Source organism: Chitinophaga sp. CC14 (assembly GCF_048957795.1).
GTDB classification, from domain to species: Bacteria; Bacteroidota; Bacteroidia; order Chitinophagales; family Chitinophagaceae; genus Chitinophaga; species Chitinophaga ginsengisegetis.
Genome location: NZ_JARBFY010000001.1, coordinates 765,257 through 781,507 on the forward strand (window position 1 = coordinate 765,257; position 16,251 = coordinate 781,507).

The window sequence follows — 16,251 nt, forward strand, 5'->3', positions numbered from 1 at the left end:
ATGAACGCCTATACCAATTTTATGCTCCAGAAGCTATTCATAAGTGCGTTTTTAGTGTCTGCCGGGTTTCTGCTGCCGGCCCGCGCACAGGACGCCGCCGAAGCACCGGCTACCATCTCACAAAAAAAAGTAAGCCTGGGTAAAGCCTCTCCCTTTACAGATAGCCTGCAGGCTAAAGTATCCGGGATCACCATCGTCAATGCAGTATGGGATACCAGCCGCATCGGGTTTCTGCAAACCGGGCTTTTCAATAATAAGGCGGAAGCCATCCCCGATAAGGAAATGGGCCAATACCTGCAGGAATATGTGAATAACACCTTCGGAGGCGTATTTACTCCTGGTAAACCCCGGCTGATATGGGTGGTGGAGGACCTGCGCATTGGAGAACGTACCCAGATGATGGGTGAAAAAGCCTACGTCCGCGTAAAGGCAACCGCCTATGTACAAACCGGGGAGGATACTTACAAACTGCTGAAAGTCATGGATATAGTGCATTTGAACAACGGCTTTGATGTAACCCACCAACACCGGAACAATATCTCAAATGCCTTTAAGGAATTTTATACCGCAGGTATAGACACTATAGATGCCGTGTTGGCCGACACCCAGCCTGGGCTTTCCTACGCGGCGATCACAGATGTTTATGCAAAAAAACGGGAGCAGCCGGCGCTGAAAGCTCCGCTGATGAACGACGGCGTGTACCTGTCTTTTGCCAGTTTCCTGGAAAATAAGCCGGATATCCTGCAATTTGAAACAAAGGGAAAAGCCGGCAAAGTGAAGGTGTATGTGATTCCCGGCGACGGTCAGAAAACAATTATTCCCGCGTTATGGGGCGTGGTAAAAAACGGAGCGGTATTCAAGTACACCAACAAATCGCTGATAGGATTATCCAGGAGCGGTCATGGTTATGTGATCACGTCTTACCTGTCGGCATATGAAAGAAGACAAACAGCCATCATTGGCGGGGCTTTAATTGGAGGGGTTGCCGGTGGTTTGCTTGGATCCACTACTGCCCTGCAGCATACAGATGCCTTCCCGGAACTAAAACTTCCTGCAGAGGCTACCGCGATAGATATGGAAACAGGCGCACTGATTTTTTAATGCGCCTGTTCCCCGCAGCTATGGCTCAAAGAGGAATTGTACTTTACCATTTACCTGCCGCATACGCAGCGGTTCGCTGATATGACTTTCATTCTGCAACCTGTCGAGTGCCGTTACTATATAGGTATACAGCTTTCCTTTCACATAAGTGAGGTCCTTAAATTCGGGATCGGAAGACTGCGACAGAATGCTGATAATTTTCGTAGGGTCGCTGACGTTAATTGCTTCATTTTGCTCAAACCGGTACAGTACATATTGTTTGGTATGGCCGCTGGTATCGTCATCCGCCCAGTGTATTTCCAATCCGCCTGGCCGTTCAAATGCATCAATAAAGTAAGGCGCCTCTGGTGTTTCCTTTGGCAGCCACGACATGATTGGCCGCAGCGCCGGGTATTTATAAACGCGGGTACGCAACGCATCTTCAATGCCCAGCGGGTTGCCGCGGAAAGAGGCAGCACTGTAAAAAATACTGCCCTGGATAGTGTTCAGCGTTCTGGCCTCTTCTATTTGCGCCGGTAATTCATTCGGGTTTTTCCACGCAGCATTGCTGCCAATCCGGTATACGCCGTGACCAATATACACCTGGCGGCCATAGCCATGCTGGCTCCACCAGTTCAGTAATATTTCGTAGTCGGCCAGCCGGTGTCCGCGCTCCCAATAGATTTGCGGCGCTACATAGTCGATCCAGCCGTTTTTCAGCCATTTCAGGATATCGGCAAACAGGTCGTCGTAGTTGGTTTGACCGCCTTTGGTATAAGACCCTTCCTGGTCTTTGTCCTTATTACGCCAAACGCCAAAAGGACTGACACCAAATTTAACCCAGGGTTTTTCTGATTTGATGGCAACGCTCAGCATTTTTATGATGGCGTCTGTATTGGAGCGGCGCCAGTCGTCTTTCATCATATTATTGCCATACAGGCGGTAGGAGCTGTTATCCGGGAACTCCTTTCCGGGAACGCGGTAAGGATAAAAATAATCATCGAAATGCACAGCGTCAATATCGTAGCGTTTCACCACATCGCGGATAACCATCGTTACATATTCCCGCACCTCCGGAATGCCCGGATCAAAATATTTTTTATTGTCGTAGGTAACGAACCATTGTGGTTTCAGGCGGGTGATGTGATTGGCGGCCACGCTGCTGCGGCTTGTATTAAATACGGCTCTGTACGGGTTAAACCAGGCGTGAAATTCCATGCCGCGTTTATGTGTTTCTTCCACCATGAACTGTAACGGATCATAGTAAGGATTTGGCGCCTGCCCCTGTACACCGGTGAGGTATTCGGACCAGGGTTCATAAGGAGAAGGATAAAAGGCATCGGTAGCCGGGCGCACCTGTACCACTACTGCATTCATACCATTTCGCTGTTGCTGGTCGAGTATAGCAATGAACTCCTGTTTTTGCTGTTCTGTACTTAACCCGCGCCGCGATGGCCAGTCAATATTTTCTACAGTGGCGATCCATACCGCTCTCAGTTCGCGTTTGGGGGGCAATTGCGCCCATGCCTGCTGCATTCCAATAATCAATAGTATTGCGCCTGCTATAAATTGCTTCAACATCAGCCTGACTTTTTAACCGTAAGATGCGAAAATAGCAAAAAGCAAGGCTGATCCGATACAAATATGTGATTCTTATGAAGATAGGGGAAACTAATCCTTCTCCATCTTCAACTTTGTGGCAGGCGCCTGGTAATTTTCGGGTAAATATTCTGTTGGTACCGTGGTCATATTTCCATCGCGGTGGGCAATGAAATGCGGCGACATAATTTCAATACCCGCAGCATTAAACTCGTCGATGATATGCCTGTGGAGATCGGAGTAGATGACCGCCATTTTATGGGAATGATCGGTGTACACATTGATTTCGTAAGCGATGGCAAAATCATCCAGGCTGGTTTGTAAAACAAAAGGAGGTTTGTCTTTCATAACACCTTCCGTATCTATAGCTGCTTTGATCAGCATTTCATGTACTTTTTTCCAGGGCACTTCATAGCCGATAGTAACAGTAGTATGTAAGATGAGGCCGAGGTCTTTACTGGACGTGGTGAAGTTAATGGTATGGCCACTTAATATACTGGCGTTGGGTACCGTAATTTCTTCGTTCTTAATCGTGCGCAGCCTGGTTACCAGCAGGTTCTTTTCTATTACATCTCCCGTAATTTCCCCGATTTTCACCCGGTCACCGATCTTAAACGGACGCATATACGTAATTACAAAACCCGCTATCACATTGGAAATGGCGGAAGAAGAGCCTAATGAAAACAGGATGCCGAGGAAAACTGAAACGCCCTGGAATATTTTTGAATCCGATCCGGGTAAGTAAGGAAATATTACCACGAACATAAAAGCATACAGCAGGAACTTGATGCCGCTTCCGGTGGGCCTTGCCCAATCGGCATAAAAGCCTTTGATGGAGAGGTTGCCGGCGGCCACTTCTTCGGCGAGGTAATTCACGAGTTTTACGAGGTACCGCGTTACAAAGTAGATCACGATGATCGTGAGTAATTTGGGAAGATAGTGTAAGAAGCTTAGCAGGATGGATTTTATGGGAGATAATGTCCAGTTGATCAGCTTATCGGCGATCCCTTTTGTCCAGGGAAAGATGCTGAATACAAAGGGAAGCGTGATATAAAAGACGAGAAGGATAGCTACGATCCGTACTACGCGCAATATGTTAAAAACAATACCTATCTGCTTTTGCTGGTTCAGCAGTGCATAGTCTTTTACTTTTACGCCTTTAAAGTAGCGGTCTTTTTCCCGGACAATCCTTTTGCGCAGGCGTTTGAACAAGCGGTTGATGCCGTATACAATAGCGGAAAAAACAACGATGATAAGCAGTAGCCAGCCTATCCTGATGAGGACATTCTGCAGGCTGCTGTCTTCCTTTTCCTGTAGTATTGCTTTGCGTACAGCGGCAGCATATTGTTGCGCTACCTCTGCTTTATCGTGGTCCAGCCAGAGGGCGTCGTCGTCCGTTACGCTTAGCAGCACCAGTTCATTATAGGTAACGTCTATATTGTTTTCGTTTGGTATAACCTTAATGGAATCAGGCACAAAGAAAGGATCATCGGCCAGCTGTGCCAGTTTGTGGTCAATGTTCGCAGCCCGGTCGCTGGGATGCAGTGGTCCCAGCTTATTATAAATATAGAAGAGGGTGTCGCGGTGGAAGGGAACAACCGGAATGCCTTTGTTAGTGGCTTTCAGCTGGATGATGCGCTGTCGCGCGGCTGCCTTTTTCAGTGAATCGGCCTGTTCAAAAGCAGAGAGCTTCTGTTGCAGTTCTTTTTTGCGGTTATCGTTGTCGTTGGTGATCAGCAGCAGTTGTTGCTGCAGTTGTTTTTTCTGTTCGTTATCTGCTTTCTGGAGGGAATCGCTTTCCCGGAGCAGGCGGGTGGTCAGGATCAGTTGTGAGTCGGTGAGGGAGTCGCGGGTAGCTTTGCTGCTATCGTTTTGCGCATTGCATAGCAAAGCCCAACCAGCCAGAATGGTAGTAAAGTAGAGGGTAAAAACAATTTTCATTCCCGAAGCTTTTGTTTAAAGTACGGAAAATTCGGGAAGCAGCAGGCGGCTATATCTTCCTTTTTGTATACTGGCTGTAATCCGGCAGACTGGCTTCGTACTCCTGGTGCATCAGGGGGGATGTAAGGAGGAAGTCGGCAGACGCACGGTTGCTGGCCATCGGAATATTCCACACCACGCCTAAACGCAGCAGGGCTTTGATATCCGGGTCATGAGGCAACGCTTCCATGGGGTCCCAGAAGAAAATGATCACATCAAGTTCTCCGGTGGCCACCAGGGCGCCAATTTGCTGATCGCCGCCCAGGGGGCCACTCAGGAGTTTTCTTACAGATACATCCAGCGCCTGCTCTATCAGCAGCCCGGTTGTTCCGGTTGCATATAGTTCATGCCGGCTCAGTACTGTTTTATTATAGATGGCCCATTCAATTAACTCTGCCTTTTTATGGTCGTGAGCAATAAGGGCAATTCTTTTGCGGGCTTTTAAAACTTTTGATGTTTGCATATATGATCACAAAAGTAATAAGTGACGCGCAATAATTAAATCTAATGTTTAGTGTTTGTCGTTGCTGTCCAGAACGGCCAGGTCCCGGTCAAAAATGTAAAGACCGCCCTTGTCCTCTCCTATCAGTTTTAATTTATCGAGGATATGCCGGGCCAGGCGTTCTTCTTCAATTTGTTCGGTTACATACCATTGCAGGAAATTGTGGGTGGCATAGTCCTTTTCGCTCAGGCACATATCCACGAGGTTGTTGATTTCTTTGGAAACCAGCAGCTCATGACTAAATACTTGCTCAAAAATGGCATGTATGCTTTTGAATTTCACGGTAGGCTGCTTCAGTGCCGGAACCAGGCCATGACCGCCTCTTTCATTGATAAACTTCAGCAGCTTCAGCATGTGGGCCCTTTCCTCATCGGAATGCCGGTACAGGAACTGGGCTACGCCATTATACCCCTGCACCTCGGCCCAGGAGGCCATTGCAAGATAATATTGGGAGGAGGCTGCTTCCATTTCCACCTGTTGGTTCAGTGCGTCATAAATTTTGGGAGAGAGTTCTTTCAATAACATAATGAAAAATTTGTATAATATGAAGAAGATCGAGGTGTGACGGGGATATCACCGGGAACTATACCGGGATTGTAAATTTCGATAGACTACATTCAGATGCGTCCCGGAAATCTGCCTGAAAAATGCTACCTTTGCATAAGTAAATTAGGATAAAATGATTAAAACAGGAAATCCAATCATCAGCATATATACGGAGATGACGCCAAACCCGGAAACGATGAAGTTTGTGGCAAACAAGCTTCTGTACCCAGGCAAGAGCATTGATTTCCCGGATGAAGCCAGTGCCAAACCGTCTCCTCTAGCCATAGAGCTGTTTAGCTTCCCTTTCATCAGGGGCGTATTTATTATGGCTAACTTTATTACGCTTACAAAAACCAGCGAAACTGACTGGAACGATATAATTCCTACTGTTAAGGCCTTCCTGAAAGAATACCTGGAAGACTCCCGTCCTGTTATCAACGAAGATGAGGTAGTTATTACCAAATCTACTGCGAGCAATGAAGTGAGTGCAGACGATACAGATGTGGTAAAACGAATTAAGGAATTACTTGAAAACTATGTGAAACCTGCGGTTGAAATGGATGGCGGCGCCATTCAGTTCAAAGACTATGAAAATGGTACGGTTACACTGATGTTGCAAGGTTCCTGCTCAGGCTGCCCCTCCTCCATGATCACGCTGAAAGCCGGTATTGAAGGCATGATGAAGCGCATGATCCCAGAAGTGAAGGAAGTTGTGGCAGAAGCAGAATAAGCCATAGTTGAGTGAATGATAGTGTTAAACGAAAGCACAGTCTTTATGGCTGTGCTTTTTTTTAGCGTAAATGCCAGCCGCTCCACCTATACAACACAAAGCAAACAGCTACAATGAGAAGATTACTACTGATCGTTACCGGCATGGCGCTCGCCCTGCAGCCGGTACAGGCGCAAAGGAAAAAGAATGTGGACAGCGCATCGGCCGTTATTACCTATGGCTTCAGCAGCAACGGGAAAGCCATCCCCGGCAACGAACTGCAATTGATGATTGACCATCACCGGGCACACATCGTTCCCGGCGGCAACAAACAAAAAGAACAGCAGTTCCTGGATTTCCAGGAACAAGCTACCCTGCAGGTGTTAAGTCTTCCCAACGGGGAAGTATATACGCTGAAAAAAAACTTCTCTGAATATACCACCCCGGAGCTATTGCCGGATACTGCCACCATCCTCGGATATGCGTGTAAAAAAGCAAAGCTCTTTATCCGTTCCAATACCATTGAAGTATGGTATACCAACGATCTCCCGCTGAAAGGCACGCCCAATCTTACCCTCGCGCCCGGCCTGGGCCTGGTGCTTAAAACGGTGCGCAACGGCAACAGTGAAACAGTGGCAAAGAAAATTACCTGGCGCAAAATTACAGATGCCGAATTGGCCTGGCCGTCCAACACCGGCGCGCTGGTAAACGATGCCGCATATACACGGCAGGTAATAGACAGCCGCTATACTACCCTGCCGGTATTTAACCAGGAACAGATCAGCTGGGGCAACAACACGCCTAACCCCTCCGGCGGGCAATTGAACCAAACCTATCATTTTGCAGGAGGCACCGTGATCCTGAAAAAGGTAAGCCTGCCGGCGGTAAAGAAGGGCGAGACTTTGTTTGCGGAACTCACACAATACTCCAACGGCGATGCGTACGACAGAACCGGCTCCGTATTTATGATCCCGGCAGATAAAGCCACCTCTTTCCTGGATGGTTTGCAAAAGGGCGTTGGGGCATTACCGTTATTCACCGCTAAAAACGGCAGGCAATACCAGGGCATGGTGGCCACCGATAATTATTTGCCTGCACTGGAAGTGCTGCGCTTCTTTACGCCTTTTGGTGTACGGCAGTTTAACAACCAGGTTAAGATTGCCGGTTACAACTGGGCGGATTCCGTTATCTATAAGCAAGACATCACAGAGCTGCATGGCCGCCTCCAGGGCGATGTGTGGCTGGGCGTATATATCGGCAACTACGATAAAGGCGGCCATAAGGTAAGCCTTAGCCTTAAATATTATCCGGGTGATCCGGAAGACGAAAACCGTCCGGCTGCCAACTGGATATACCCGGTTTTCAATACCACCAACCTGATGGAAATGGCCGGGCAGGAGTATGCTACCCTCTTTGACAAAGACTCCCTGAAAGTAACCGTTACCATTCCGGAAGGAGTTAAAAATATTCAGTTAAGGTTCCTGACTACCGGCCACGGTGGCTGGGGCGGGGGCGATGAGTTTAATCCTAAGCAGAATGAAATTTTTGTAGATGGAAAACGGGTGTATCATTTTATTCCGTGGCGCACAGATTGCGCTACCTATCGTTTATCCAACCCAGCTTCCGGTAACTTTGGCAACGGGCTTTCTTCTTCTGACCTGAGCCGTTCCAACTGGTGCCCGGGTACGCTTACCTCGCCGGTATTCATTTCTCTACCCGATATCACCCCCGGGCAACATACCATACAGGTAGCTATTCCACAAGGAAAGCCGGAAGGCAGCAGCCAGAGTTTCTGGAATGTTTCCGGTACACTGATCGGAGAAAAGAAATAATTTTTCCGGGATGCAGCAGATGCTGCATCCCGGATGTGATAATCCGGAATTAATTATCCACTTTCGCACTATGAACGATTTATACCAGGGCATATTAGAAGGTCTTCACCAGATGACCTGGCTGGAAGCAGTAGCCGTTTTCTTTGCTGTCTTATCGGTCATCTTTCAAAAAAATAATAACATACTGGTATATCCTACCGGCATTGTGAGCACGGGTATTTATACCTATCTCCTGTCGAGGGAACATTTCAAGCTGTATGCCGATGCCGCGCTGAATGCGTATTACCTCGTAATGAGCGTATACGGCTGGATCTATTGGGCGAAAAAAGGCCCGGAGCAGCCGGCAACGCCGGTGATGCGCAGCAACAGTAAAGAGCTGACTACCGCGGTCTTCATTGCACTGGCCGGCTGGGGAATTTTCTATTTCCTGTTAAGCCGTTTTTCCGATTCCAACGTTCCGGTGATGGATGCCTTTGTATCTGCCACGGCCTGCGCGGGTATGTGGTTACTGGCCAAGCGCAAACTGGAAAACTGGATACTGCTTAATATTTCCAATCTTGTAGCCATCCCGCTGTTGTTATACAAGCATCTGTATCTTACTGCCGGGTTAACCGTCTTTTTATTTACCATTGCCATATTCGGATATCTTAGCTGGAGAAAAGAAGTGCTGCAAAGAGAAATGTCTCATAAATGAAGAAAGTAGTTGTTATAGGGCCTGAATCTACCGGGAAGAGCACCCTCAGCGAAAAGCTGGCGGCGCATTTTAATACGGTATGGACGCCGGAGTATGCCCGTGAGTATATTGACCAACTCCAACGGCCATACGAAGAATCCGATCTGCTGGAAATTGCCGCCGGCCAGATAGCGCTGGAGCAACATATGGCGCGGCAGGCTAACAACGTGCTGATCTGTGATACTGATCTGTATGTGATTAAAGTATGGAGCGAACATAAATACGGCCGCTGCGATCCGCGTATCTTACAGCAGATTGCCCGCCAGCAGTGTGATCTGTACCTGCTCACCTATATTGATCTGCCGTGGGAAGAAGATCCGCAGCGGGAATATCCCGATCCGGAAATGCGCCATTATTTTTATAATATTTACCGGGAGATAGTAGCTAATTCCGGTGCTGCATGGAAAGATATCAGGGGCAGTTTTGAAGAGCGCGAAGCCTTGGCGATAGCCGCGGTGCAGGAGTTGCTGAACAGACCCTGATTACTTTCTGCCGGTAACCAACTCCATGATATCGGGGTCCGGCGCCAGGTTACGCATTTGTACCAGTATTTTACGCTGGCGGTAAGCCGTGATCCGCGCAGGCGGATTGATGGTATATTTAAGCGGGTTGGGTAAACAGGCGGCAATCATGGCGGCTTCCTCCCTGTTCAGGCTGGCGGCGCTTTTTTGATAGTTTGCCTGGGACGCGGCTTCCACTCCAAACACGCCCTCTCCCATTTCTGCCACGTTCAGGTATACTTCCAGGATACGCTGCTTGCCCCATATTTTTTCAATCATGAAAGTGAAGTATACTTCCAGCCCCTTGCGCAGCCAGCTGCGGCCCTGCCAGAGGAAAACATTTTTAGCTACCTGCTGACTGATCGTACTCGCACCCTTTATTTTTTTGCTTTGCTGGTTATGCTTCATCGCTTTCTCGATGGACTTAAAGTCGAAGCCATTATGATCCGTAAAAAGCTGGTCCTCGCTGGCTATTACAGCCAGTTTGGCGTGTTGGGATATTTCATCGTAGCTCACCCACGTTTTCTGTAGTTTTTTATCTGTTCCCCAAAGGCTGAACCAGCTGCCGATTTCTGTAATGGTAATAGGCGGGTTCACCCATTTCAATAAGAGGATGTATAAAAATTGTGCAACAATTAAAACCAGTACTACTCTCTTCAATCTCCTCCACGTTCTGGGAACAATGCCTTTTAAATTCATCGCGTAGGTTTAGAAAAATCGGGACGAAAGGTAGGCTAAAAACCTGAAAGTGAAACACAATCGTTAACTTTATATATGCTATTAAACGTACACCCGGATAACCCGAATCCCCGTCATTTAAAAACGATCATTGAATGTTTAAAAGACGGAGGAATTATTATTTATCCAACCGATACGGTTTATGGTTTGGGCTGCGATATTACACAACATAAGGCCATAGAGCGTATTGCGAGGATTAAACAGATAGATCCGAAAAAAGCAAATTTCTCATTTATCTGTTACGACCTGAGTCATTTGTCCGACTACGCGAAGAGTGTGGATACGCCCGTTTTCCGTATGTTGAAAAAGGCATTGCCAGGCCCGTATACCTTTATTTTGCCGGCCAGCAGGATGGTGCCCAAGTTATTAAAAACGAAAAAGGATACCGTGGGTATCAGGGTGCCGGACAATAATATTTGCCGCACCATTGTAAAAGAACTTGGCAATCCTATTATGAGTACCACGCTGCCGATAGAGGATTACGTGGAAGAATACACAGACCCGGAGATCATTTATGAGAAGTTTGGCAACCAGGTTGATATTGTAATAGACGGTGGTCCCGGCGGTATGGGTTTTTCTACTGTGGTGGATTGTACCGGTGCAGAGCCGGTGTTGATCCGCGAGGGCATTGGAAGTTTTGAAGAAATATCCTGATCATATGCAAAAGCGGTGGTGGATAAGTGTGGTTTGTTTATTCCCCGGCGTGATGGCCGGGGCGCAAACGGTTATGTTGAAACCGGTAGCGCCGGTGTCGTTGGTAACGGTGAAGCCGTTGCCTTTTATGCTGTCTGATACTGCTGGCTTCACATTAAAGCCAGCGACGTTGCTTTCCTCTTCCGCCCGGAAATTCCCCGCTCCGGTTCCTGTAGCTGCACCGGTTTACCGCCTTGCGGCCGATGCTTATTACCAACAGCACTTTGGTTTTTTTTGTAAGAAAGAATGGGTTTGGCAGAAACAAACAGGAGTGCCTCTCAAGTTCCGTTTAGGAAGCTATTCTTATGCCCAGCAACAGGAAGGAAAACGTTGATTTCTTTTACTGTATTTATTCTGGAAGATAATATTTGCCAAAGTCAATGATAATTAGTTGATCAAAGCAAATATATTTTAAAAAGATAAATATGATTAACTGTGAGAGAAAGTGCATTAAACACCCAATCTGATGGTTAAAAGAACCCCATAAAAAAAGAGGATTTACCCGCAGGCAAATCCTCTTTCCTATCTCTTTAAAAAAACTATTTAATACCCAGTTTCTTTGCGATATCTGCCGGTAACGCTTTTTTGTTTACCATGTAGCAGGTGGTTTTATACGCGAAGTAAGGCTCAGAAGCGTAGAAATATCCCTGACCCGGATTGTCGGTGCCCCAGGAGTTTTTCACGCGGAAGTATTTGTTACCGTTCTGATCTTTCACCAATCCTACGATGTGCATACCGTGATCATCCTGTGTTTCGAAGTTATCGAAAGCCTGCTGGCGTACCTCAGGTGTGATTGTTTTTTCTTTGCCTGGTTCCAGGAAAGCATTTCTTCTTTCTTCAGCAGACATATCGGCCCAGTCTTTTTCAGGAACAATGGCCAGCCCGTCTTTGAAATTGAATCCTTTTTCGCTTACATCAGCAGCCCATGCAATGGAGTAACCATTCAGGATAGCATTTTCAGCGATGTTGGTAAAGTCATTCAGGTTTACGTTATATACTTTTTCCCAGTTCCAGTTATCCGGAACTTCCAGTACAAACTGTGAATTGTACGGGTGGTGGGTGAAGGAAGAAATCAGTACGTAATCATCGGCGTTCAGGCCCAGTTCTTTTGCAAAGGTCTGTGGCGTATATGTTTTACCGTTATACTGGAATTTTTCCGGAGCGTCGCCCATATAGGCATTGAGCACACCATCAAAAGCTTTTGCCCAGTCGGGGTTGATAGTGCCCTGCGCATTACCTATTTTATTCACCATACCTTCCAGGAGGCTTTCCATTTCAGCATGGTTGTACATTTTACCTTTATTGCCATCATATGCACCCTGTGGAACCAGGCCGTATTCACGGAGGCAGAGCAGGTCATCCGGGAAACCGCCACCTTCGCCAAAGTTGGCTTTTCCATGCATACGTACATAGTTAGCGGCTTTCAACGGATACATTTTGCGTACCACGTACATTTCACTGAGGTTCAGTCCTTTATTTTTACCGGTACGGAGTATTTCTGATTCAAAGAAAGACAGGCCGGAAAAAGACCAGCAGGTGCCGGTGCGTCCCTGGTTCTGTACATCTCCTGCATCCAGGTTCTTTAAAACGGTAAACTGATAGCGGCTTCCCTCTACGTTGGTACTGTTTTGTGCATACGCGCCTATGCTGTAAAGCATGGCTGCACACATTATCCATTTCTTCATGAGTATATCAATGATTGGTTTAAAAACAAGGACCAAAAATAAGGGAAAGCGGGTATTTGACGGACGAAAAGATGGATGAACGGGGCTTGCTACAGCTTCTTTTAATGATTGTTCACGTGAATTACAGTTATTTCTCCTGGTAATGATTACGGGTAATTTCCCATTCCCAGAGATCTTCTCCTTCTTTATTTTTAAATGTACCTACAAATCGCATCCCCGCTTTTTGTAATATTTTAACGGAGGCGTTATACTCTTCTTCGGTGTGGGCAATCACCCGGTGAACGTAAGAATGTCCGAAGGCAAAGCGGATAAGCCCTTCGGCCATTTCGGTGCCCAGCCCTTTTTCCCGGTAGGCGGCTGTTATTTCATAGCCCATTTCCACGAGCCCGTCTTCATTGGGCTTGCCTTTGAAGCCGCCGGCGCCAATTAAGCGCTTGTCGGCGCGGTGAATTACCAGGTAAAAGAACCAGCCAAGCATGGCGGGGTCGTTGCGTAACTTATCATATGCCACCAGTACCATTTCGGGATACTCTGTCCAACCTTCCGGGATAGAAATGCCAAGCAGGTCGGCCAGGTGATCGTTGCCCTGTAATAGCAATTCGAAATGCTCCAGTGAGCACGGCAACAATTGTAGTCGAGGTGTTTGGATCATGTTTGAAAACTAGTAAACTGTTTTGGGAAATACAATAGCAGCTTTTAGCATTTAATTCATTAGCTTTTAGCATTTAACAACCCTGCCGGGGAAAATATTCCCGCGGATCAGATGTTACCTGCTAAAAGCCAATTGCCACAGCCAAAATTTTAATGCGCCTCCAGCCAGTTATTACCGGTACCCATTTCCGCTTCAACGGGAACAGACAACGGCAAGGCATTACGCATAAGATCTAATATAAGGGGTTTAATAATTTCCAGTTCAGAACGATGCGCATCAAAAACCAATTCATCATGTACCTGCAACAGCATGCGGGACTTGAGGTTTCGTTCTTTGAACGCTTTATGTATAGCAATCATTGCCAGTTTGATCATATCTGCCGCAGTACCCTGGATAGGCATGTTAATGGCGTTCCTTTCGGCAAAGCCACGTACTACCGCATTAGATGAGTTAATGTCTTTTAACCAGCGTTTACGTCCCAGCAGGGTTTGAACATAACCCTTTTCTGACGCAAATTTTATCTGGTCATCCATATATTTTTTGATAGATGGATACTGGGCGAAATAGTTATCAATCAGCATTTTGGCTTCACTGCGGGGAATACCCAGGTTCTCCGACAAACCAAAGGCGCTTACGCCATAGATGATTCCAAAGTTTACGCTTTTTGAATTGCGGCGCATATCGGAGGTAACCTCTTCCAGGGGTACGTTATACACCTTTGCCGCAGTAGCCGCGTGGATATCTATTCCCTGCTGAAAGGCGGCCATCATTTCTTTGTCTTCACTGATGGCGGCGATAATGCGCAACTCAATCTGCGAATAATCGGCCGATAATAACACAAACTCCTCATTGCGCGGAATAAAGGCTTTCCTTATTTCGCGGCCCCTGTCTGTACGGATAGGAATGTTCTGAAGGTTGGGGTTATTGGAACTTAAACGACCGGTTACCGCCACTGCCTGGTTATAGGATGTGTGTATGCGGTTGGTGCGTTTATTCAGCAATAACGGCAACGAATCTACGTAGGTAGATTTCAGTTTGCTCAGTTCCCTGAAAATGAGGATATCCTCTACTATTTTATGCTTGTTGGAAAGCTTTTGCAGCACATCTTCACCGGTAGCATACTGGCCGGTACGTGTTTTCTTTGCTTTGGGGTCCAGCTGTAATTTTTCAAACAGCACTTCTCCCAGTTGCTTTGGCGAGGCCAGTTTGAAACGTACGCCTGCCTGTTCGTATACGCTTTCTTCCGCCCGTTTAATTTCTATTTCCAGCTCTTTTGAATAGTCGGCCAGTGCCATTGTATCGAGGGCAATGCCTTCGTACTCCATGTCGGCTAGTACTTTCACCAGCGGGTTTTCAATATCGTAGAATACTTTGTCCACGGCCTTTTCAGGCAGCATCGGCGCAAATTTTTCTTTCAGCTGCAATGTGATGTCGGCATCTTCCGCAGCATATTCCTTGATCTTTTCTATCTCCACATCCCGCATGCTGCCTTGTCCCTTTCCTTTTTTACCGATCAGGGATTCTATGGAAACAGGTTCATACTGGAGGTATTGGGCGCTCAGCACATCCATGCTCCTGCGGCCTTCCGGCTCAATCAGGTAATGCGCCAGCATGGTATCAAACAGGGCGGTGGTAATTTCCATACCGTACCATTTCAGGATCAGCATATCATACTTGATATTCTGACCGATGAGTATAATGGACGGGTGCTGGAACAGCGGTGTAAATTCATGAATGATGGCGCGTGCAGCAGTGTTATCTGCCGGCATGGGAATGTAGTAGGCGGCGCCTTTTTTGAAGGAAAAACTCATGCCTACAATCTCCGCATCGTTGGCATCGGTGCCGGTTGTTTCTGTATCAAAAGATACCTCAGACTGCTGCAGCAACTGCTGCAACAGGGCGGTTCTTTTTTCCAGCGTATCAATTACCTCGTATTCATGAGGGGTATTGTGAATATTTTTGTCTGCCAGCAGGATGTTGCCGGTTTCCACTGTTTCGGTGGTTACGGTTACTTCTTCTGTAACAACGGTGCCAAAGAGATCTGTTTGCACTACCCGCGCTTTAGCTTCCACACTGGCGCTACCGGCAAAACCATCTCCCAGTATTCTTTTACCAAGAGTTTTAAATTCCAGCTCCATAAAAATGTCGGTGAGCTTTCCTTTATCACAATCTTTGATACAAAAATCTTCTTCATGGAAGGTAACCGGTACATCTGTGATGATAGTAGCCAGTTCTTTGGACAGCAGGGCATTTTCACGACCCGCTTTGATCTTCTCTCCCATTTTACCACCAATGGTATCGGCGTTATCCAGCACATTTTCGAGGGTATGATATTGTGCCAGTAGTTTCATCGCCGTTTTTTCGCCGATGCCGGCAATACCGGGGATATTATCCACTGCATCACCCATGAGGCCGAGGATATCAATTACCTGGTGTACATCTTTAATCTGCCACTTTTCACACACTTCCTTTGGCCCCATGATTTCCTCCTTGTTGCCCATGTATGGTGGCTTGTAGATAAATATATTATCACGAACCAGTTGTCCGTAGTCTTTATCCGGGGTTACCATATAAACGGTGTAGCCTGCATCAGCGGCCTGCCATGCCAGCGTACCGATTACATCATCCGCTTCATAGCCATCCAGTTCTACTACAGGGATATTGAAACCTTCAATGATCCGTTTGATATCCGGTAATGCATCCAGCAGATCCTCCGGTGCATCTTCACGATTGGCTTTATAATCAGTATAAGTGGTATGACGCTCGGTAGGCGCGTGCGTGTCAAACGCAACGGCTATATGAGTAGGCTTTTCTTTATTGATGAGGTCCAGTAAAGTAGTGGTGAAACCAAACTGCGCATTGGTATTTCGACCCGCACTGGTGATGCGGGGATTCCTGATAAGGGCGTAATAAGCCCTGTAAATCAGTGCCATGGCGTCCAGTAAAAATAATTTCTTTTCCATTGCTAAACCTACAAGATTTAATTTGAATCTGCAAAATTA

The 16,251-nt window shown here is 47.0% G+C and carries 15 protein-coding genes; 7 read left to right on the forward strand and 8 right to left on the reverse strand.

Annotation, left to right across the window (positions count from 1 at the left end; all coding sequences use genetic code 11):
* Window positions 1–21 precede the first annotated feature (21 nt).
* Window positions 22–1,101 carry a hypothetical protein gene (locus PV783_RS03235; protein WP_420987090.1) on the forward strand — a complete coding sequence of 360 codons (1,080 nt, stop codon included), beginning with the start codon at window positions 22–24 and terminating at the stop codon, window positions 1,099–1,101.
* Window positions 1,102–1,119: 18 nt separating this feature from the next.
* On the opposite strand, the gene PV783_RS03240 is transcribed toward PV783_RS03235, so the two are convergent.
* From PV783_RS03240 to PV783_RS03255, 4 genes are all read right to left on the reverse strand, one after another.
* Window positions 1,120–2,661, reverse strand: coding sequence for a family 10 glycosylhydrolase (locus PV783_RS03240; RefSeq protein ID WP_420987091.1), 1,542 nt, complete (start codon window positions 2,659–2,661; stop codon window positions 1,120–1,122).
* Window positions 2,662–2,751: 90 nt separating this feature from the next.
* Window positions 2,752–4,620, reverse strand: coding sequence for a mechanosensitive ion channel family protein (locus PV783_RS03245; protein WP_420987092.1), 1,869 nt, complete (start codon window positions 4,618–4,620; stop codon window positions 2,752–2,754).
* Between the two features lie 49 nt (window positions 4,621–4,669).
* Window positions 4,670–5,122, reverse strand: a complete 453-nt coding sequence (locus PV783_RS03250; RefSeq protein ID WP_079471502.1) for a methylglyoxal synthase — start codon at window positions 5,120–5,122, stop codon at window positions 4,670–4,672.
* Window positions 5,123–5,170: 48 nt separating this feature from the next.
* Entirely contained in the window at window positions 5,171–5,686 is a 516-nt protein-coding gene (locus PV783_RS03255) for a ferritin (protein ID WP_336387655.1), read from the reverse strand.
* A gap of 154 nt (window positions 5,687–5,840) precedes the next feature.
* Here PV783_RS03255 and PV783_RS03260 point away from each other — a divergent pair, with 154 nt between their 5' ends.
* The 4 genes from PV783_RS03260 (at window position 5,841) to PV783_RS03275 (ending at window position 9,463) form a co-directional block, all read left to right on the forward strand.
* Window positions 5,841–6,437, forward strand: a complete 597-nt coding sequence (locus PV783_RS03260; RefSeq protein ID WP_079471504.1) for a NifU family protein — start codon at window positions 5,841–5,843, stop codon at window positions 6,435–6,437.
* 113 nt (window positions 6,438–6,550) lie between these two features.
* Complete coding sequence (locus PV783_RS03265) at window positions 6,551–8,248, forward strand: PNGase F N-terminal domain-containing protein (RefSeq protein ID WP_420987093.1); 1,698 nt, start codon at window positions 6,551–6,553, stop codon at window positions 8,246–8,248.
* 70 nt (window positions 8,249–8,318) lie between these two features.
* Window positions 8,319–8,942 (forward strand): nicotinamide riboside transporter PnuC, encoded by a 624-nt coding sequence (gene pnuC, locus PV783_RS03270; RefSeq protein ID WP_079471786.1) that lies wholly within the window; start codon window positions 8,319–8,321, stop codon window positions 8,940–8,942.
* Window positions 8,939–9,463, forward strand: a complete 525-nt coding sequence (locus PV783_RS03275; protein ID WP_420987094.1) for an AAA family ATPase — start codon at window positions 8,939–8,941, stop codon at window positions 9,461–9,463. Before pnuC ends, PV783_RS03275 begins: the two co-directional genes overlap by 4 nt.
* Here the strand turns inward: PV783_RS03275 and mtgA are convergent, their stop codons facing one another.
* Window positions 9,464–10,180 carry a monofunctional biosynthetic peptidoglycan transglycosylase gene (mtgA, locus tag PV783_RS03280; protein ID WP_079471507.1) on the reverse strand — a complete coding sequence of 239 codons (717 nt, stop codon included), beginning with the start codon at window positions 10,178–10,180 and terminating at the stop codon, window positions 9,464–9,466. It abuts the gene before it with no gap.
* 75 nt (window positions 10,181–10,255) lie between these two features.
* On the opposite strand from mtgA, the gene PV783_RS03285 reads away from it, so the two are divergent.
* Window positions 10,256–10,873 carry an L-threonylcarbamoyladenylate synthase gene (locus tag PV783_RS03285; RefSeq protein WP_079471508.1) on the forward strand — a complete coding sequence of 206 codons (618 nt, stop codon included), beginning with the start codon at window positions 10,256–10,258 and terminating at the stop codon, window positions 10,871–10,873.
* A gap of 4 nt (window positions 10,874–10,877) precedes the next feature.
* Window positions 10,878–11,246: a hypothetical protein gene (locus tag PV783_RS03290; protein ID WP_420987095.1), complete on the forward strand. Its 369-nt coding sequence runs from the start codon at window positions 10,878–10,880 to the stop codon at window positions 11,244–11,246.
* Window positions 11,247–11,451: 205 nt separating this feature from the next.
* On the opposite strand, the gene PV783_RS03295 is transcribed toward PV783_RS03290, so the two are convergent.
* From PV783_RS03295 to polA, 3 genes are all read right to left on the reverse strand, one after another.
* Complete coding sequence (locus PV783_RS03295; RefSeq protein ID WP_079471510.1) at window positions 11,452–12,597, reverse strand: aminopeptidase C; 1,146 nt, start codon at window positions 12,595–12,597, stop codon at window positions 11,452–11,454.
* Between the two features lie 127 nt (window positions 12,598–12,724).
* A complete protein-coding gene (locus tag PV783_RS03300; protein ID WP_079471511.1) occupies window positions 12,725–13,249 on the reverse strand; it encodes a GNAT family N-acetyltransferase in 525 nt (174 codons plus the stop codon).
* Between the two features lie 149 nt (window positions 13,250–13,398).
* The gene (gene polA, locus PV783_RS03305) at window positions 13,399–16,212 is read right to left on the reverse strand and encodes a DNA polymerase I (RefSeq protein WP_420987096.1); all 2,814 of its coding nucleotides are present in this window, start codon (window positions 16,210–16,212) and stop codon (window positions 13,399–13,401) included.
* Between the last annotated feature and the right edge of the window lie 39 nt (window positions 16,213–16,251).